Raw genomic sequence first — 18,292 nt, 5'->3', positions numbered from 1 at the left:
GAGAGATGCTGGAAATGGTCAATCAAAAGAAACTCATTCTTGATGTCGATACAGGGATAGATGATGCGATAGGAATCATTTTGGCTGTCAAAAGTCAGCAGTTTGACATTCTTGGCATCACGACAGTTTGTGGGAATGTATCTGTGGATGCGGCGACGCTGAATACGTGTAAGGTGCTCGAATTGATTGATGCAGGGAATATCCCTGTGGTGAAAGGAGCTAGTACACCTCTTTTGCGCGCACCACACTATGAACATCGTGTGCATGGTGAGGATGGGATTGGTGGTGCTTTGAAGGATGCCCAGCCTAAGAAACAAGCGGATGCTGGCTTTGCACCTGACTTTATCATTGATAGCGTTCTAGCGCATTCAAAAGAAGTGACCCTTGTGTTGACAGGACCTCTAACCAACCTTGCGCTGGCGATCAAGAAATGTCCAGAGCTGATTCATCATGTAAAGGAAGTTATTTTTATGGGGGGTGTTGTTGAGGGACAGGGCAATGTGACGCCGGTTGCTGAATTTAACACATATGCTGACCCTGAGGCAGCAAAGATTGTGCTGGAAGCGGGCTTTGAATCATTGACACAGGTCGGTCTAGATGTCACTAGACAGGTTTTATTAACAGATGAACGTATTGAAGCATTCACCAATCAAAAATTGGCTGATTACATACGAGAAAGTACGGACATTTATCGTCAACGTTACTTTGAGCGTCATGGTATGTGGGCTTGTGCTATGCATGATCCACTTGCTGTCAGCTTAGCGATAGATAAAGGTTTGGTAAAAACAGAGACATTTCATGTCAATGTTGAAACAAAAAGTGAGTTTTGTGACGGACAAATGATTTGCGATTTTCAGCATCAGTTGGGGGAACAAAAGAATGTTCACGTATGTCTTGAGGTAAATGCTGATTCATTTTTTGATCTGATGACACAAGTGATCAATTCCTAGAAACGAGGTCTGTCCAAACAGGCTCCTTTTTTAATGGTCGTTGAATGTAGAAAAAAATATTCCTATAATGAGTGGATAAGAAAGAGCCAAACTTTGAATCTATTTCAAATCAATGATGGGGCGTGATACATATGAATGAAGGACAGGCTGTAATTGGTTTGGATATTGGGACAACAAGTACAAAAGCGGTTCTGTTTGGACCGCAGGGGAAGATGATCGCGAAGCACTCGGTTTATTATGAGTTAATTCAGCCAAAGCCAGCATGGGCTGAGCAAGATCCTGAGCATATTTTAGAAGCTGTCATTGCTAGTGTCAGAGGGGTATTGACGAAGGCAAAATTTGATTCAAGACAACTCGTCGGTGTCGGGATTAGTACAGCCATGCATTCTTTAATTGCGATGGATCAGCAAGGGAAACCTCTGACAAACAGTATCATTTGGGCAGACAATCGAAGTGCTGAACAAGCGAAGCGTATTTTAACAAGTATGGATGGGTTTCACATTTATAAAAGAACAGGTACACCGATCCATCCAATGTCACCGCTCTCAAAGCTGCGTTGGATGAAAGAGGAGGCACCTGATATTTTCAATCAAACTGCTAAATTTATCTCTATCAAAGAATACATTCTTTATCATTTCTTTGATCAATATGTAGTGGATTACTCCATCGCTTCTGCAACAGGTCTTTTCCAATTGAAAGCGCTTAAATGGGATGAGGAAGCGCTTCGCATTGCTGGTATTCGGGCAGATCAATTATCTGACATCGTTCCAACAACGTATCAACTTAGAGGGCTTCAGCCAGAGATTGCGCTTCGGATGGGAATTCAAGAGAATACACCATTTGTTATTGGTGCAAATGATGGTGCTTTGGCAAATCTGGGCGTGGGAGCGATTGGCAAAGGTGAGGTAGCTGTGACAATTGGTACGAGTGGTGCTGTTCGAACAGTTGTCGATCAGCCAATGACGGATGAGCAATCGAGAACATTCTGCTATTCTTTGACGGACAAGCATTGGGTGGTAGGTGGGCCGACGAACAATGGAGGCATCATGCTTAGGTGGTTAAGAGATGAATTTGCTTCCTCAGAGGTAGAGGTGGCAAAGCGTCTAGGTGTTGATCCATACGATCTCATGATAGACATTGCTGAAAAGGTTCCTGCCGGTTCAGAAGGGCTACTATTCTTGCCATTTCTAACAGGGGAACGAGCGCCGTATTGGAATCCGAATGCAAGGGGAACCTTCTTTGGTGTCAACCTTCAGCATAAGCGAGAGCATTTTATTCGAGCGGTATTAGAAGGCGTGATTATGAGTGTCTTCTCCATCGGTGTAGCATTAAGAGATTTAACGGGGACAGCCAAAGATGTACGGGCATCAGGTGGATTTGCGAGATCTCCACTATGGAGACAAATTTTAGCAGACACGATGGGGAGAGAAGTCCTTGTGCCAGAAAGCTATGAAGCTTCTGCGCTTGGAGCAGCAGTTCTAGCGCTTCATAGTTTAGGAGAAATAGAACAAATTGAAGAGGTTCAGAATTGGATTCGAATATCTGCTCGTCACGAGCCGAACGTAAAAAATAATGAAACGTATATAGAACTATTTTATTTATATGAACGTTTATATGACAAGCTAAAAGATGAATTCGATGTCATCAGCGCATTTCAATTAAAGCAAAACCGTTAACGTCAGTGCTTTGGCATTTATTATGATCATGTTTTTATTTAAAAAGTAAAGTCTCGCTCTTTTGAGTCGGGGCTTTGCTTCTTTTTGTGTATCATGTCATTCACTGAATTCGCTATGAAGAGATAAAAAACCATTTGATAACAACTTCGTTTAAAATAGATGTAAACGAAACGATAGGGTGATCAAATGGAACAATTAAAAAATATTTATCATGAATCATTTATTGAACAGCTTTCGCATGCTCTTGAAAAGGAATACTCAAACTTTGATACGAATCGGTTTAAAGCACTCGTTTACCGAGAAGATTGGGCTCAGCTTGAATTAAAGCAACGGATGAGGAGAATAACGGAATCGATGCATGAATGTTTGCCCGAAAGATATGAGGAAGCCCTTGATGTGTTGCTTCGTACTGCACCATTATTTACGGGTTTAAGTGCCATCATTTTTCCTGATTATGTTGAGCAATATGGGCTGGAGTATTGGGATTTATCGTTGAAAGCACTTGAAACCTTTACGATCTATTCGACATCAGAGTTTGCTATACGGCCTTTTCTCATAAAGGATCAAGACAAGATGCTTTCACACATGTATGTTTGGTCACAAGATGCTAATGAACATGTCAGACGGCTTGCAAGCGAAGGGTGTAGACCCCGTTTGCCGTGGGGGATGACTGTGCCTGCACTTAAGAAAAATCCGGCACCAACCCTTCCGATTTTAGAAAACTTGAAAGCAGATCATGCTCGGTATGTTCAAAAAAGTGTGGCAAATCACTTAAATGACATATCGAAAACACACCCAGATTTAATGAAGGAAGTTGCGATGAAATGGTACGGCTCAAATGAAAACACAAATTGGATCATCAAACACGCATCACGAACGTTATTAAAGAAAGGTGATTCTGACGTCTTGGCGATTTTCGGCTATGGGGATGATGCTTCGATTGAAGTAACGGATTTAGAGCTGGACAAACACCGCATAATGATTGGTGATAAGCTAACTTTTCAATTTACCCTACATGCGAAAAAACAGTTAAAGCTTCGAGTGGAGTATGCCATTGATTATGTGAAGGCTAGAGGCACGCGAAATCAAAAAGTTTTCAAAATCACTGAGTTTGAAACAAATACTGATCTTCGAAGAGAATTTGTGAGATCACAATCTTTTCAAAATATGACGACTCGCACGCATTATGCTGGTACACATGCATTGACGATTATCATCAATGGAATTCCAAAAGCTTCTATTGATTTTGACGTGGCGTCCATATAAAAATGCCCGCCAATATGGCGGGCGGTATGGCTATTTCTTCTTTTTCATTAAAAATGATGCAATCACGCTAGCGACTAAGAAGCCAATACTGATAATGGAGCTTGGAAGATTTTCTTCTCTGAAGAGGAACATGACAAAGCTTGTACTTAAGACAAGTGCTGCAAAGAGCGTTAAATATGGGAATAACCAGATTTTAAAATATGGCTCTTTTGGATATCTTGGTCGAAGTCTTAGATGTGCAAGACAGATGCTAATCCAAATGAGCGATACAGCAAATCCCGGAATCGCTAAAATATAGCGGAAGATTTGGTCTGGGTACAAGTAAGCGAAAAACGTTCCGATTAAAAGAAAAATAATTGTCACAAGAAGACTAAACATCGGTACGCCTCTTTTATTGACAACAGCGAGTTTCTTAGGACCCCCTTCTGATTTAGATAAGGAGTGAATCATTCGGGTTGTACCGTAGATCCCAGAATTGGCAGCTGATAGGACTGCCGTAATTAAGATAAAGTTGATAAAGTGGGATGCGCCCTGCATTCCTGCTGACGAAAATACTTGTACAAATGGACTATTGTTTGGATCAATTTGATTCCAAGGAATAAGCCCACAGATGATGATGATCGGTAGCGTGTAAAATAAGATGATTCTCCACATCATGCTTTTGACAACACCAGGCAGTACTTTTTCAGCATCTTTCGTTTCTGTAATCGTCAGACCGATAAGTTCAGAGCCCCCGTAAGAGAAAATGACAACAAGGAGCGATGCAAATACGGCTCCCCACCCATTTGGTACAAAATCCTGATAGTTTGCGAAAACAGGCGTGCTTTGTTCGCTTGGGATGATACCGAATAATAATGCTGCACCAAGAATGATAAATGCAATAATGACAAAAATTTTAATCCCCGCGAACCAAAATTCAATTTCACCAAAATATTTGACGTTGTTCATGTTAATGCCAATCACTAATAACGAGCATAGTAAACATAATGACCACAGTGGTACATGGGGAAACCAATATTGTAATAGGCTACCAGCTGCAATAATTTCTATCACACATACTGTCAGCCACATAAAGCAATAAACCCACCCCACAACAAATGAAAAACGTTGACCAAGCGCAATTTGAATAAGATCTCGAAGGTTGTTTCCAGGATAGACGATGGCCATTTCTGCCAAAGCCCCCATGACTATAAGTAATAATAGGCCGGCAAATATATAAGAAAAAATAACACCGGGGCCCGCTAGACCGATAGTATCGGCACTTCCTTTAAAAATTCCTGTTCCAATGACACCGCCCAACGCTATCATGCGAATGTGACGAGGTGATAAAAGCTTTTTTAATTCGTGTTGTTCCTGATTAGCGCTCATGACGTTCTCCTCTTTTTTCGTTAACAAAATGCTTAACTTCCATTTTCTTTTTTAAGGTCGCTAGTGTCAATAAGAAATTAAGAGATTTTTCAGACAGAACAAATGGTAGAGATGGTTTATTTCACTTTTTATTCCAATTACCACCCTTTTAAACCACTTTTTTCATTTTTAGTGATATGAGATGGAAAATACCTGTTTATTGGTAAAAACTTTTTTAAAATTGACGCATTTGCTTCGTAAACAAATGATTTTTTCGGACGATATACATAATGTTATTACGAAAGTCCTAATTTGCATTTTTTATATTTGGTTAATTTACCCACTTTCATTTAAGGGGTATTAAAGGAGAATGAAAATGTTTAAAAAACAATCCAATGATCAGACACAAGAAAAACTGTTAGCAGAAAGTAGCCGATTGATTGAACGAATAGAGAAGGAGGATTTCTCAGCAAGATTAGACATCGCTGCATTTACTTCAGATCAGGCGGCAGAAGCGGTCGCACAGGTAAATGAAGTCTTGCAAAAGATGCAAGATGCTTATGACCACGTTTATATGAGAATGAACCTTGTGACAAAAGCGATTCAAGTAGGTCTGTGGGATATGGAGGTTGTGGCCGGCGATCCAGTCAATCCAAACAATGTTTTTACATGGACGAATGAGTTTCGCCAAATGCTTGGATTTCAAAATGAGCATGATTTCCCTAACGTATTAGATAGCTGGGCATCGCGTATTCACCCAGATGAAAATGAATATGTTCTTGATGCTTTTGCGACCCACTTACTCGATCGTTCTGGTCGTACACCGTATGATATCGAGTACCGATTAAAGTTGAAAAACGGTGATTATCACTGGTTTAAGGCAACTGGAACGACAGTCCGAGATCCAAGTGGCATTCCGCTTCGAGTCGCGGGTGCACTATTTGATATTCAAGATCAAAAGCTGAAAGAGCTAGAGCTTCAAGCATTTGTGGAACGGTATGATTTGATTAATCGTGCGCTTGTTGAAGCACCTTGGGATATGGTGGTGGATTCTGGAAATCCAGTAGATTCGAACAATGAATTCTGGTGGTCACCACAATTTAGGAAAACACTTGGGTTTACGGATGAACGCGACTTCCCAAACCTACTAAGCAGTTGGAGTGATCGATTGCATCCAGAGGAGAAAGAAATCGCACTTCAAGCCTTTGCAGATCACTTAAATGATCATTCTGGTCGCACACCATTTGATGTAGATTATCGATTACAGAGCAAAAATGGTGAGTATAAATGGTATCATGCAGGCGGCGAAACCATTCGTGATGAAAAGGGTGTCCCACTTCGTGTGGCTGGAACGATTCGTGATATTACGTTAGAAAAAAATAAAGAACGTACAGCAATTGAAATGACATCACAAATGGAACAACTCTCTAGCGCTATTAACGAAATGGTTGCGGGCATTAGCTCTGTGACGAATCAGGCGCAGGAGCTTGCTGTTGCACAAGAAAAATCTACTTCGGCTGCTAATTTAGCGAAAAACAGTGCGGACGAAACGAAAAATATTTCCGATCTAATTAAGGAAGTAGCCAATCAAACCAACCTTCTTGGTCTGAATGCAGCCATTGAAGCGGCAAGAGCAGGGGAGCAAGGGCGTGGCTTTTCAGTCGTAGCAGATGAAGTGCGAAAGCTAGCGCTTCATAGTGCAAGTGCAACAGAAAATATTGAATCAAGTCTGACCGAAATGAAAGCGCAGATTGATGAAATCCTTGAAAACATTTCAAGCATGACTGCTTTAACACAGACACAGGCTGCATTGACAGAACAAGTGAATGCTTCAGTAGATGAAGTGAATCACATGTCTCAGCGTCTCGTTGCTATTTCAAAGTTGTAAGTACAAAGACCGCCTTCCTGATGGAGGGCGGCTTATTTTTCATCATGATAGTTGATCAGCAGCAAACGTAATACCAGCATCTTTTCTCGCTGCTTCGAGCACTTTCATGACTGAAAGGCTATAGTCTAATAGCTGATGACATTGTTGGTAATCTTTTGATGCAAACATATCTTGAAACGTCGCCGCCTCATAGTATAACCGATTTGGATATGTTTGTGCATTGAGGATAAGCTCTTGCCCATCTATATGCAATCGAATTTCCTCACAGCCATTTGCACCGTTTTTGACATGAAGATAACCTTTCTCACCTTGAATCATCGCGAAATTCATACTGCCAGTATCCTTACATCCGACACTTGTGGCAATAAACTCAGGATACTTGAAGGTCAACACTCCTGATATGTCAATGCCGTTTGGATGCCGATTGGCTTGATAGCGAACGCTCTCTGGTGCTCCAAATAAGTTCATGATGAAGTGAACATTATAAATGTTGATGTCCATGAGTGCACCGCCTGAAAAGGCTGGATTGAATACGTTTGGTGTCTCCCCGGCGAGAAGTCGATCATATTTACTAGAATATTGACTATAATTACACTGAATCAATTTGATACTGCCTAAACGATGAAGATGTTTTTTGATTAAATGATAGTTTGGCATATGAATGGTTGTAATTGCTTCGAATAAAAAGAGCTGTTTTTCCTTTGCGAGAGCGATTAACGCTTCTAGCTCTGATACTGTCGATGTAAAAGGCTTTTCACAGATGACATGTTTGCCGTTTTTCAGCGCAGTCATCGCATGCTCAGCATGAAGGCTATTAGGTGAAGCGATATAGACAAAATCAATGTCAGGATCTTTGAGCATGGCAGTTAAGTCTGTGTATATTGTACGGATACCGAATTTGTCTGCCAGTTGTTTAGCTGTTTCCTCTTTTCTCGAATAGACAGCATGACATGAAGCTCCTTCCAATGACTCAATGGCCTGTAAGAATCCTTCAACAATCACACCTGTCCCAATCGTTGCGATCTTCATTATGGTGAAACCCCTTTCGTTTATGCTAGTGTGAAAAATGGTCTTTATTCTAGTATACCTTAAGATAAAGTTGTGTGAGTAGCCACGCGAGATTGTTGACTTTTCAGTAAGGCGTGCTCTTTTTTGGAAACCTTACAAATTTGTGGTAAATGTAAAATGATCATGTAAAGTGTGTTGTGAAAGTAATTGAATCGCTGCTTTCTTTTTTTTTAAGTCTTGGATGGCGTGATTAATTTCTTCTATTTTCTGATTTAGCAATGCCTCTGCTTCCGTCTTCGACTGTTTTTCGAACAGTAAAGATATAAAGTCTTTAATCTCTTTTAAAGAGAAATCTAGTTTTCTTGCTTCTGTGATGAAAGACAGCATAAGCACATATCTCTCGTCATAGAGACGATAGCCGTTTTCCGCTCTGGCAGGTGCAGGGAGAACTTTTTCATTTTCATAGAAACGAATGGTCTCAATATGTACACCCGATATTTTTGATAATTTCCCTCTAGTATAAGTAATCAAATTCTCCAACTCCTTTCTTTGCTTTTTTATCATACAGTCTGATGTACTGAAGTCAAAAAGCCTTTTCTTATCATAAATAGTTATTTTTTCTTATACTAGTATAAAAATTCCTCAATACCAGTCAGATCATTCATCGCTATGCTACTTGAATTTGCGACATGCGATATAATAGAGGTGAGTTCAATTTTCATAACAAATGAGACAACTAGACAGAGAAAGCGAAAAGCGATAGGCTGAATTAGGTACATAGTATGATTTCCCCTTTGAACCAAAAGTAATCATTTAAACACCTAATTAATCGTCGAAACGCAGTCAGCAAGTTTTCTGCTGTAAAAAGGAGAGTAGCCAATGTACAAATTAATTGCAATTGATATGGATGGAACCCTATTAAACGACCATCATGTTGTGCCAAGTGATGTATATGAAGCGATTCAGCAAGCAAAGGCAGAGGGTGTAAAAATTGTTTTATGTACAGGAAGACCGTTAGGCGGGGTAAGCAGGTACTTAAAAGAGCTTCAGCTTGATGAAAAGGATGACTATGTCATTGCATATAATGGGGCGCTTGTTCAAAACAGTCATACGAATGAAGTCGTATCAGAGCTTACGTTATCTTATGAAGACCTGATTTCGCTGTATGAGTTAAGCCGTGAGCTTGATACGCCAATGCACTATTTCGATTCATCGTATCTGTATTCACCAAATCGTGATATTAGTGAATACACGGTTCATGAATCCTACTTAACAAAATTACCGCTTAAATATTTACCTGTAGAAGAGGCGGACCCAGCGATGAAGCTTCCGAAGATGATGTATATTGACCAACCAGAACGTTTGGAAAAGACGATTCAGGCGATCCCATCTGAGGTGAAAGAAAAATATATGATGGTGAAAAGCACGGATTTCTTCCTTGAAATTTTGCATCCGAATGTGAGCAAAGGAAATGCGGTCAAGCTACTTGCAGAAACGCTTGGTATTCAGCGTGAGGAAGTCATGGCGATTGGAGATAATGGAAACGATGTATCTATGATCGAATTTGCCGGCTGTGGCGTTGCTATGGGGAATGCTATTGATGACGTAAAGAAAGTGGCAGACGTGGTAACGAAAACCAATAATGAGGCTGGCGTAGCACACGTGCTACGGGAGCTTGTGTTAAGAAAATAGAAAAGAGCGGCTTGCCTTAGGGCAGCCGCCTTTTTATATGTTGGAAAAGAAGTAAACAAGCATTCGTCGACTGTGTAAATTTGTCTTTTTAAGCATGGCTTTCACATGGTCATGAACGGTATGTGTTGAGATAAATAATGTTTCTGCCATTTCCTTTGTTGATTTCCCTTTCAATAAGCAGTCGAGTACGTCGATTTCCCTTTCGGTGAGTCCATATGTTTTTGCCGCATATGGAAGAATCTCACTCGTCTCAGCACGTCTCATTTGAATCATGACTGTTGGTTCTGCTCCATCGGGGCTTTTTAATTGAAACGCATGGAGCGACAAATATTGCCCAGATGGAATACGTAGCATGCTAGAGGCTGTATCTGCTTTGTTTTCGTATAAAAGTTTGGCACAGAGTGCTCTGAATGGGCGAGGCATGACTGTATGATCATGGATTTGTTCAAAGGCCTGGAAGGTTTCAAGCCAAAGGTACCCTGATTCGTTTCCATACAGAAGGGTGCTATCCTTTGAAAGCAGGAGTGTTCCTTGTTCTTCATGTACCGACTCTTCATTCGCTCGTTTCTGAAAAAGCTCTTTTTTGATGTGATCCGCCAGTTCTTGTGATTTTGCTGATACGGCGGCGATGTCTTGTTCAGAAAACGGTGACTTCTCTTTTGTTCGATAAAGACTAGCAATTCCCCAGCATTCTCCTTGGATGACAAGGGCTGCTCTCAGTTCATCCGACCAACCCGCAGGTAATAGAATGTGCTGATAACGGTCGCTTTTTTCATAATCGCCGCTTTGAATTAAACTAGCTACATGTATAGGTCCTTTTGCTAATGCTTGATGCTGATGGACATCCTGTGCCAAAAATTCATTTTGAAAAAGCTTGTCGTGAATGGCTTCGATTTCTTCGTCAGTGTAAGAGCCTGTGGAAAGTAGTGTTGCAGGGTCAATCGTTGTGATACATGCAGCATCAAATGCACAAATGGCTTGAAGTGTGTCGCGAATCGATTTCCGTAATGCCTGGAAACGTGCAGCTTGGTCTCTCACGTTTTCTTCCTCCTGAAAAAAATCCCTACTTTTAGGGATCGTTTTTACCATGTCTTCTTTTTACAATAAATAAGAAGCTATATCTATAGTGTACAGGAAACAAAGCAAGTGGAAAAGCATCGGAAAAGGAGAGGCATGATTATGAATAAAAACTGGAATGACCTTGTTGCTGAATCGTATATAGCGACGATCGAACATAAAGTCCCTGGTTATCAACTTTTACACGAATTGACAGTTGATGTTCTCACAGCCACTCTCCCAGCGGAACAACATCAGAACATTCTTGTTGTTGGTGCAGGAGGAGGAGAAGAAATGGTGCATGTTATGGAGAGAAACAAGCACTGGAGCATGACCGGAGTTGATCCGTCGAAGCCAATGCTCGATATGGCGAAAAGAAGAGTCGATTCTCTTCAGATGAGTCAGCAGGTGACATGGATGGAAACTACGATTGATCAAGTCCAGGAGGAACCAGTCTACGATGCTGCTATTAGTTTACTCGTGTTCCACTTTGTCAAAGACAAACAGCAGTTTTTACAAGAGATTGGGCGAAGGCTAAAGCCAGGAGCACCGCTTGTTATTGCGGCGATACAAGGAGGCATCGAGACAAAGGTATTTGAACAGGAGCTAAAGGCATTATCGGTTTTCATGAGAAGACAAGGGTTAGCGGAGACAGTTTTTTCCTCTTTTCAAGATAGGCTAGGTGAATCCACAATACCAATTCAAACAGGTGAACTATTAAATGGCTTGAAGCAGGCTGGATTTGAACGAGTGAATCCATTCTTTAAAGCCCTCATGATTGAAGGCTTTGTGTGTTATCGAAGTCATCAGGAGGTGAATGGCTAATGGCTTCACGTATTATGGTGATCGGCGGTTACGGCCATGTTGGCAAACAGATTTGTACACATTTAAGTAAGATGTACCCCGGTCAGGTGTTTGCCGCAGGGAGAAATCGACAAAAAGCAGAGCAGTTTTCGCTAAAAATGAAAGGTGCAGTACAGCCATTTCAAATAGATGTGATGCGTCCTAAGCATTGGGACTGGTTGAAGGAGACGAGACTTGTCATCATGTGTCTTGATCAAGAAGAGACTACTTTTGCTGAAAGGTGTTTACGTGCAGGCGTTGATTACATTGATATCTCAGCAAAAGGTACTTATTTGAAGAAGCTTGCAAGTATCAAAAGAGAAGCTGTAAAAGCGACTGCTATATTAAGTGTAGGACTGGCGCCTGGGATGACCAACTTGCTTGCCGCAAAGGCAGCGTCGGCATTAGATAAAGTAGAGGAAATTGATATTAGCGTCATGCTTGGAATAGGCGATCAACATGGTAGGGCAGCCGTTGAATGGACAATTGATCATCTTCACTATGCATATACACTGGTAGAAAATCATCAGTCTAAAAAAGTGGATAGTCTGACAGGAGGAAAACGGGTAAACTTTGGCGGGAGTCTTGGTAGTCGGCGTGTCTATCGATTTCCTTTCTCAGATCAACAAACGCTTCCAACCACACTACAAGTGCCAACTGTGACAACAAGGCTGTGTTTGGATTCAAGGGCATCTACTTTTCTATTGGTATGGGCGCGTCGCCTTGGCTTGACGAAGCTATTTGACATACCATTTATTTATGAGAAAGCCATTTCATCCATTCAATCCTCTCGAATGGGCACAGATCAATATGCGCTTAAGATTGATGCTGTAGGGTGGAAAGGACAACAACAAAGCAAAATTGAGCTTGGACTAGTGGGGCGCGATGAGTCTCAGGCAACAGCAAATATAGCAGCGGCTGTTGCGGCACATCTTTATAGCAAGCGATTCTCAAAAGGTATTTATCATATTGAACAGGCATTTGAGTTAGGTCAAACAGGTGAAACATTGATGCTAATCGAAAAAGAAACGAAACGAAGTCAGGTGATAGCTGGCTCAGTCAACATGAAATTGACCAAAAAATCACGATTAAAAGGCTAGCGGTGTGCTAGCCTTTTGTCAACAATCTGAGGGTTTCTCCTACCATGGAGAAGCCTCTTTTCATTGTGAGCAATTTTTTATACCCAAAATAAAAATCCCTGTCATAATAAGAAGAGATTTGAAAGGGGGATGTTTCATGATCATCATTGAAAACGATGTACTTGTTGTGAAAATGTCAAAGACCGGTGCAGAAGTCAGAGAAGTGAACCATAAACAAAAAGGACATCATTATATGTGGACAGGAGATGCCACCTATTGGGGAAGAGTGTCGCCGATCTTATTTCCCATAGTCGGAAGGCTCAAAGAGGATCAGTATCAAATAAACGACAAGACGTATCGCTTAACACAGCACGGATTTCTCCGTGATGTCGTGTTCGATATCAATGAAGAATCAAGAGATGCTGTCACATTTCAATATGTATCAAATGGTCGTCATCTGCACCAATATCCATACGAATTCACCGCCCGCATTCGTTATGAGCTCACACAAAATGGACTAACTGTCACTTGGATGATTCAAAACGATAATGAGGACACAATGTTTTTCTCTATTGGTGGACACCCTGCTTTTCGCGTACCGCTCTTAGCGCATGAAAGTGCAGAGAATTATACGCTCACACTGACACCTGCAAAGGGGATGGATGTCGTTGAATATGAGCTGAATCAAGGTCTTGTTGTGGAGAAAGAGAAATTACAACATGTAGAGCCGCTTCAACTACATGCTGGTCTTTTTCAGAACGATGCGATGATCTTTAGCCATGTCGATCGAGCTACTTTACAATCTCCATTAGGACATGGAATAGAAGTTAATTTGACGGGTTTTCCGTTTGTTGGTATCTGGTCTCCTTATGATGAAAAAAACGGATCGATAGCACCTTTTATTTGTATTGAGCCTTGGTACGGTGTAGCAGATACGCCTCACACAACAGGTCAGTATGCTGATAAATTCGGCATTCAAACGCTTGATGAAGGGGAGACTTTCCATACGTCTTACACGATTTCCTTTAAATGAACAATTGTGCGTTCGTAAGTGAACAAATTTGTTATGATGAAAGAAAAAAGGGGGCCGACAATGGATCGTGAAAAACAGCAGTTAAGTATAGAAGCAGCGAGGCTTTATTACTTATCTGATTACAGTCAGCAGGAAATTGCTAAACAGCTTGACGTGTCAAGACCTACAGTGTCACGCCTACTTCAATTTGCAAAGGAAAAGGGGTACGTGCAAATTACAGTCATGGACCCGTTCGAGGATTTAAATGAGCTGTCTACGATGCTCAAAGAAAAATATAACTTATTAGAAGCACATGTCGTGTTCTCTCCAAAGGATGATTATCCGACGATTACAAAATACTTGAGCCAATTTAGTGCGGAATATCTTCATGAAACAGTGAAGGACGGTGATGTCGTGGGGGTAAGCTGGGGAACCACGATGTATCAAATCGCTCAAAAGATGCAACCTAAACAAGTAAAGGGCGTCGAGGTTGTTCAATTAAAGGGTGGAATCAGTCATTCACATGTCAATACATACTCTGCTGAAACCATTCAGCTCTTTGCCGAAGCTTTTCAAACCGCTCCCCGTTATTTGCCATTGCCTGTTGTGTTTGACAGTGCGGCTGTCAAGGAAATGGTTGAAAAGGACAGACATATTCATCGCATTATTGAAATGGGTAAACAGGCTAATATCGCCGTATTTACAGTCGGTACGGTAAGAGACGAAGCACTCTTATTTAGACTCGGTTATTTCCAAGATGAAGAAAAGGCATTACTAAAGGAAAAGAGCGTTGGCGATATTTGCTCCCGTTTTTATGATCAAGATGGACGAATTTGCAGTCAGGCGATCAATGATCGGACCATTGGTGTCCAGCTTGATGAATTAAGAAAGAAGGAGCGATCCATTCTGGTTGCAGGCGGACATCGGAAAGTCGCCTCCATTCATGGGGCATTAAGAGGAAAATATGCCAATGTCATCGTTATTGATCAGCACACAGCGAAAGAACTGTTAACAGTCATAAAATGAGTTGAACAAAATTTCATAAGTGTATTTACATTTGTTCAGTTATGAATTAAGATGAAATTATCTTAAACAAAAGGAAGTGTGAAGCATGACGATAGCAAAGCTTATTGATCATACAGCACTAAAACCAGATACAACAAAAGCTGAGATCCAGCAGTTGCTTGAAGAAGCAAAAACCCATCAATTTGCCTCCGTTTGTGTAAATCCAACATGGGTATTCCTTGCTTCTAAAGAACTTGCAGGCACAGGCGTTGATGTGTGTACTGTCATCGGTTTTCCTCTAGGTGCCAATACAACAGCGGTCAAAGCGTTTGAAACAAAAGATGCCATTGAAAATGGGGCGACTGAAGTCGACATGGTCATTAATGTTGCGGCATTAAAAGATGGCGATGATCTCTTCGTTGAAAACGATATTCGTGCAGTTGTAGAAGCAGCGAAAGGCAAGGCGCTTGTCAAAGTTATTATTGAAACATGTTTGTTAACAGATGAAGAAAAGGAACGTGCATCTAAGCTGGCTGTCAAAGCAGGTGCTGACTTTGTCAAAACATCAACTGGGTTTAGCACTGGTGGTGCAACTGCTGAAGATATCGCACTAATGCGTAAAACAGTAGGACCTGATATTGGTGTGAAGGCATCTGGTGGGGTTCGTACAAAAGAAGACGTAGAACAGATGACTGCTGCAGGTGCGACTCGAATTGGTGCGAGTGCAGGTGTGTCCATCATCCAAGGTGATACAGCGTCTCCATCTAAAGACTATTAATTCATACAATCCTATGGTAGGATAACATTTGTGACTTTTAGTCGTTAGTAAGAAAATGATCAAGCGGAAGCACCGCCCTCTATAGGGATTTCCTTCCGCTTTTTGTTTACATGATTCGCTTTAGTCATGAGCAAACCCATTAATGTAAACGAATTCAATCGAGGAGGAAAAACATGAAATACGTAATTGGCATCATCGGTCTGCTGGTGGTTCTCGGGATTGCATGGTTGGCTAGTAACGGAAAAAAACGAGTAAAATTCCGTCCAGTCATTGTCATGGTTGTCCTGCAATTTATTTTAGGTTACATCCTGTTGAATACAGGTGTTGGGAACTTCTTAGTCGGTGGCTTTGCAAAAGGGTTCCAAATGTTGCTTGGCTATGCTGGCGAGGGGATTAACTTCGTATTTGGCGGTTTGGTGAATGATAAGGCTTCAACATTTTTTATGAACGTTCTTCTACCGATTGTCTTCATTTCTGCATTAATCGGTATTTTACAGCATTGGCGTATTCTCCCACTCGTTGTTCGTGGGATTGGATACTTGTTGAGCAAAGTGAATGGTATGGGGAAACTTGAATCATACAACGCAGTCGCATCTGCGATTTTAGGTCAATCAGAAGTATTTATTTCGATTAAAAAACAACTAGGCTTACTGCCGAAGCAACGTCTTTATACACTTTGTGCGTCTGCGATGTCAACTGTATCAATGTCGATTGTTGGTGCTTACATGCAGATGATTAAGCCTGAATATGTTGTAACAGCACTTGTGCTCAATTTATTTGGTGGGTTTATCATTGCTTCTATTATTAATCCATATGAGGTTTCAAAAGATGAAGATATGCTTGAAGTCGTTGAAGAAGAAAGACAATCTTTCTTTGAAATGCTTGGCGAATATATTATGGATGGGTTTAAAGTGGCAATTGTCGTTGCAGCAATGTTAATCGGGTTCGTCGCTTTAATTGCAATGATTAATGGTATTTTCACCGCAGTCATTGGTGTTTCCTTCCAGGATGTACTTGGTTATGTATTTGCTCCATTTGCTTTTCTTGTGGGTATTCCTTGGAACGAAGCGGTACAAGCAGGAAGCATCATGGCAACGAAGATGGTATCCAATGAGTTTGTAGCGATGCAAATACTTTCTGGTGATGCTCTTCATTTCACAGCACGTACAGAAGCAATCATTTCTGTATTCCTTGTCTCATTTGCAAACTTCTCATCTATCGGTATCATTGCCGGAGCTGTCAAAGGATTAAACGAAAAGCAAGGAAACGTAGTTGCTCGATTTGGCTTAAAGCTGTTATTTGGTGCTACCTTAGTTAGCTTCCTAACTGCAGGCATCGTCGGCTTGATTTACTAATTTAGAAAAAGGAATGGTGAAGACAATGAGAATGGTTGATATCATTGCGAAAAAACGTGACGGAAAAGAACTAACAACAGAAGAAATTTCTTTCTTTGTCAAAGGGTACACAGAGGGAACGATTCCTGATTATCAAGCAAGTGCTTTGGCAATGGCGATCTTCTTTCAGGATATGACGGATCAAGAACGTGCAAATCTCACGATGGCAATGGCGAACTCAGGTGATACAATTGACCTTTCTGCTATTGAGGGTATTAAAGTAGACAAGCACTCTACAGGTGGTGTAGGCGATACAACAACACTTGTTCTAGCTCCACTTGTGGCAGCTCTTGACGTTCCTGTTGCAAAAATGTCTGGTCGTGGACTTGGACATACTGGTGGAACAGTGGATAAACTTGAAGCGGTGAAAGGCTTCCACGTAGAGATCACAAAAGATGAATTTATCGAATTGGTAAACCGTCATAAAGTAGCGGTTATCGGACAATCAGGCAACTTAACGCCTGCTGATAAAAAGCTATATGCGCTTCGCGACGTAACTGGAACTGTCAATTCCATTCCACTGATTGCAAGCTCTATCATGAGTAAGAAAATTGCAGCTGGTGCTGATGCCATCGTACTTGATGTGAAAACAGGTGCAGGTGCATTCATGAAAACACCAGAAGACTCTGAGAAGCTTGCAAAAGCAATGGTTCGTATCGGAAATAACGTTGGCAGACAAACAATGGCTGTGATCTCTGACATGTCTCAACCACTTGGTTTAGCCATCGGGAACGCACTTGAGGTCAAAGAAGCCATTGATACACTTCGCGGGGAAGGACCTGAGGACTTAAATGAGCTAGTACTCACACTTGGAAGTCAGATGGTTGTGCTTGCGAAAAAGGCGGAAACGCTTGATGAAGCAAGAGAAAAACTGATCGAAGTAATGAAAAATGGCAAAGCGCTTGAGAAATTCAAAGCATTCTTGGAAAACCAAGGTGGCGACAGTTCAATTGTTGACCAACCTGAGAAATTGCCTCAAGCCCCATATCAAATTGAAGTTCCTGCAAAAGAATCTGGTGTTGTCGCTGAGATTGTTGCAGATGAGATCGGCGTTGCAGCGATGATTCTAGGAGCAGGCCGTGCGACAAAAGAAGATGATATTGATCTTTCCGTAGGGATCATGCTAAACAAAAAAGTAGGCGACCGTGTAGAAAAAGGTGAATCACTTGTCACGCTTCATGCAAATAGCGAGGATGTAGCGAAAGTCATGGAGAAAATCTATGAAAATATCCGTATTGCAGACAAAGCAGAAGCACCAATACTTATCCACACTGTCATCACAGAATAATATAGAAAGG

General features: G+C 41.3%; 15 protein-coding genes and 2 pseudogenes. 13 read left to right on the top strand and 4 right to left on the bottom strand.

The annotated features are described in order from the left end of the window. Positions 1–14 precede the first annotated feature (14 nt). The 3 genes from ACQKEZ_RS09505 to ACQKEZ_RS09495 all read left to right on the top strand — a co-directional run bounded on the left by ACQKEZ_RS09505 (position 15) and on the right by ACQKEZ_RS09495 (position 3,892). The gene (locus ACQKEZ_RS09505; RefSeq protein ID WP_427300173.1) at positions 15–950 is read left to right on the top strand and encodes a nucleoside hydrolase; all 936 of its coding nucleotides are present in this window, start codon (positions 15–17) and stop codon (positions 948–950) included. Between the two features lie 131 nt (positions 951–1,081). Then, positions 1,082–2,626 carry a gluconokinase gene (gene gntK / locus ACQKEZ_RS09500; protein ID WP_427300171.1) on the top strand — a complete coding sequence of 515 codons (1,545 nt, stop codon included), beginning with the start codon at positions 1,082–1,084 and terminating at the stop codon, positions 2,624–2,626. A gap of 186 nt (positions 2,627–2,812) precedes the next feature. Continuing rightward, on the top strand, positions 2,813–3,892 hold the full coding sequence (locus ACQKEZ_RS09495) for a DNA alkylation repair protein (RefSeq protein WP_427300169.1): 1,080 nt from the start codon (positions 2,813–2,815) through the stop codon (positions 3,890–3,892). A 30-nt stretch (positions 3,893–3,922) separates the two neighbouring features. Here the strand turns inward: ACQKEZ_RS09495 and ACQKEZ_RS09490 are convergent, their stop codons facing one another. Then, positions 3,923–5,260 carry an amino acid permease gene (locus ACQKEZ_RS09490; protein WP_427300167.1) on the bottom strand — a complete coding sequence of 446 codons (1,338 nt, stop codon included), beginning with the start codon at positions 5,258–5,260 and terminating at the stop codon, positions 3,923–3,925. Positions 5,261–5,609: 349 nt separating this feature from the next. Between ACQKEZ_RS09490 and ACQKEZ_RS09485 the strand changes: the two are divergent. Both ACQKEZ_RS09485 and ACQKEZ_RS09480 read left to right on the top strand, forming a co-directional pair. Further along, a pseudogene (locus tag ACQKEZ_RS09485) lies at positions 5,610–6,617 on the top strand (PAS domain-containing protein); the annotation flags it as partial. Positions 6,618–6,818: 201 nt separating this feature from the next. Next, positions 6,819–7,127, top strand: a pseudogene (locus ACQKEZ_RS09480) (methyl-accepting chemotaxis protein); the annotation flags it as partial. A gap of 42 nt (positions 7,128–7,169) precedes the next feature. Here ACQKEZ_RS09480 and ACQKEZ_RS09475 read toward each other — a convergent pair. Together ACQKEZ_RS09475 and ACQKEZ_RS09470 are read right to left on the bottom strand one after the other, a co-directional pair. Further along, on the bottom strand, positions 7,170–8,156 hold the full coding sequence (locus tag ACQKEZ_RS09475) for a Gfo/Idh/MocA family protein (protein ID WP_427300165.1): 987 nt from the start codon (positions 8,154–8,156) through the stop codon (positions 7,170–7,172). A 132-nt stretch (positions 8,157–8,288) separates the two neighbouring features. Next, positions 8,289–8,666 carry a MerR family transcriptional regulator gene (locus ACQKEZ_RS09470; RefSeq protein ID WP_427300163.1) on the bottom strand — a complete coding sequence of 126 codons (378 nt, stop codon included), beginning with the start codon at positions 8,664–8,666 and terminating at the stop codon, positions 8,289–8,291. 348 nt (positions 8,667–9,014) lie between these two features. On the opposite strand from ACQKEZ_RS09470, the gene yidA reads away from it, so the two are divergent. Then, positions 9,015–9,827 carry a sugar-phosphatase gene (gene yidA, locus ACQKEZ_RS09465; RefSeq protein WP_427300161.1) on the top strand — a complete coding sequence of 271 codons (813 nt, stop codon included), beginning with the start codon at positions 9,015–9,017 and terminating at the stop codon, positions 9,825–9,827. Positions 9,828–9,860: 33 nt separating this feature from the next. Here yidA and ACQKEZ_RS09460 read toward each other — a convergent pair whose 3' ends face one another. Beyond that, the gene (locus tag ACQKEZ_RS09460; protein WP_427300159.1) at positions 9,861–10,865 is read right to left on the bottom strand and encodes a response regulator transcription factor; all 1,005 of its coding nucleotides are present in this window, start codon (positions 10,863–10,865) and stop codon (positions 9,861–9,863) included. 141 nt (positions 10,866–11,006) lie between these two features. Here ACQKEZ_RS09460 and ACQKEZ_RS09455 point away from each other — a divergent pair, with 141 nt between their 5' ends. The 7 genes from ACQKEZ_RS09455 to ACQKEZ_RS09425 all read left to right on the top strand — a co-directional run bounded on the left by ACQKEZ_RS09455 (position 11,007) and on the right by ACQKEZ_RS09425 (position 18,282). Then, entirely contained in the window at positions 11,007–11,708 is a 702-nt protein-coding gene (locus ACQKEZ_RS09455; protein ID WP_427300157.1) for a class I SAM-dependent methyltransferase, read from the top strand. Continuing rightward, positions 11,708–12,826, top strand: coding sequence for a saccharopine dehydrogenase family protein (locus tag ACQKEZ_RS09450; protein ID WP_427300155.1), 1,119 nt, complete (start codon positions 11,708–11,710; stop codon positions 12,824–12,826). Before ACQKEZ_RS09455 ends, ACQKEZ_RS09450 begins: the two co-directional genes overlap by 1 nt. Before the next feature lie 136 nt (positions 12,827–12,962). After that, positions 12,963–13,838, top strand: a complete 876-nt coding sequence (locus tag ACQKEZ_RS09445; RefSeq protein ID WP_427300153.1) for an aldose 1-epimerase family protein — start codon at positions 12,963–12,965, stop codon at positions 13,836–13,838. 60 nt (positions 13,839–13,898) lie between these two features. Continuing rightward, positions 13,899–14,843, top strand: a complete 945-nt coding sequence (locus ACQKEZ_RS09440) for a sugar-binding transcriptional regulator (protein ID WP_427300151.1) — start codon at positions 13,899–13,901, stop codon at positions 14,841–14,843. An 85-nt stretch (positions 14,844–14,928) separates the two neighbouring features. After that, a complete protein-coding gene (deoC, locus tag ACQKEZ_RS09435; protein WP_427300149.1) occupies positions 14,929–15,600 on the top strand; it encodes a deoxyribose-phosphate aldolase in 672 nt (223 codons plus the stop codon). 173 nt (positions 15,601–15,773) lie between these two features. Next, positions 15,774–16,955 carry a NupC/NupG family nucleoside CNT transporter gene (locus tag ACQKEZ_RS09430; protein WP_427300147.1) on the top strand — a complete coding sequence of 394 codons (1,182 nt, stop codon included), beginning with the start codon at positions 15,774–15,776 and terminating at the stop codon, positions 16,953–16,955. 25 nt (positions 16,956–16,980) lie between these two features. Next, positions 16,981–18,282, top strand: a complete 1,302-nt coding sequence (locus ACQKEZ_RS09425) for a pyrimidine-nucleoside phosphorylase (RefSeq protein WP_427300145.1) — start codon at positions 16,981–16,983, stop codon at positions 18,280–18,282. Positions 18,283–18,292: the final 10 nt, after the last annotated feature.

Origin of the sequence: Bacillus sp. NPDC077027 (assembly GCF_050269555.1) — a bacterium.
Taxonomy (GTDB): Bacteria; Bacillota; Bacilli; order Bacillales; family Bacillaceae; genus Bacillus.
Note: the sequence above shows the minus strand (reverse complement) of the source record. Positions and strands in the feature narration are given on the sequence as shown.

What these genes read in the sequence shown, in the direction of transcription:
- ACQKEZ_RS09495 (WP_427300169.1), top strand. Translation starts at nt 2,813, where the DNA reads ATGGAACAATTAAAAAATATTTATCATGAATCATTTATTGAACAGCTT.
- deoC (WP_427300149.1), top strand. Translation starts at nt 14,929, where the DNA reads ATGACGATAGCAAAGCTTATTGATCATACAGCACTAAAACCAGATACA.
- ACQKEZ_RS09430 (WP_427300147.1), top strand. Translation starts at nt 15,774, where the DNA reads ATGAAATACGTAATTGGCATCATCGGTCTGCTGGTGGTTCTCGGGATT.
- yidA (WP_427300161.1), top strand. Translation starts at nt 9,015, where the DNA reads ATGTACAAATTAATTGCAATTGATATGGATGGAACCCTATTAAACGAC.
- ACQKEZ_RS09450 (WP_427300155.1), top strand. Translation starts at nt 11,708, where the DNA reads ATGGCTTCACGTATTATGGTGATCGGCGGTTACGGCCATGTTGGCAAA.
- ACQKEZ_RS09445 (WP_427300153.1), top strand. Translation starts at nt 12,963, where the DNA reads ATGATCATCATTGAAAACGATGTACTTGTTGTGAAAATGTCAAAGACC.
- gntK (WP_427300171.1), top strand. Translation starts at nt 1,082, where the DNA reads ATGAATGAAGGACAGGCTGTAATTGGTTTGGATATTGGGACAACAAGT.
- ACQKEZ_RS09440 (WP_427300151.1), top strand. Translation starts at nt 13,899, where the DNA reads ATGGATCGTGAAAAACAGCAGTTAAGTATAGAAGCAGCGAGGCTTTAT.
- ACQKEZ_RS09490 (WP_427300167.1), bottom strand. Translation starts at nt 5,260, where the DNA reads ATGAGCGCTAATCAGGAACAACACGAATTAAAAAAGCTTTTATCACCT.
- ACQKEZ_RS09475 (WP_427300165.1), bottom strand. Translation starts at nt 8,156, where the DNA reads ATGAAGATCGCAACGATTGGGACAGGTGTGATTGTTGAAGGATTCTTA.
- ACQKEZ_RS09505 (WP_427300173.1), top strand. Translation starts at nt 15, where the DNA reads ATGGTCAATCAAAAGAAACTCATTCTTGATGTCGATACAGGGATAGAT.
- ACQKEZ_RS09425 (WP_427300145.1), top strand. Translation starts at nt 16,981, where the DNA reads ATGAGAATGGTTGATATCATTGCGAAAAAACGTGACGGAAAAGAACTA.
- ACQKEZ_RS09455 (WP_427300157.1), top strand. Translation starts at nt 11,007, where the DNA reads ATGAATAAAAACTGGAATGACCTTGTTGCTGAATCGTATATAGCGACG.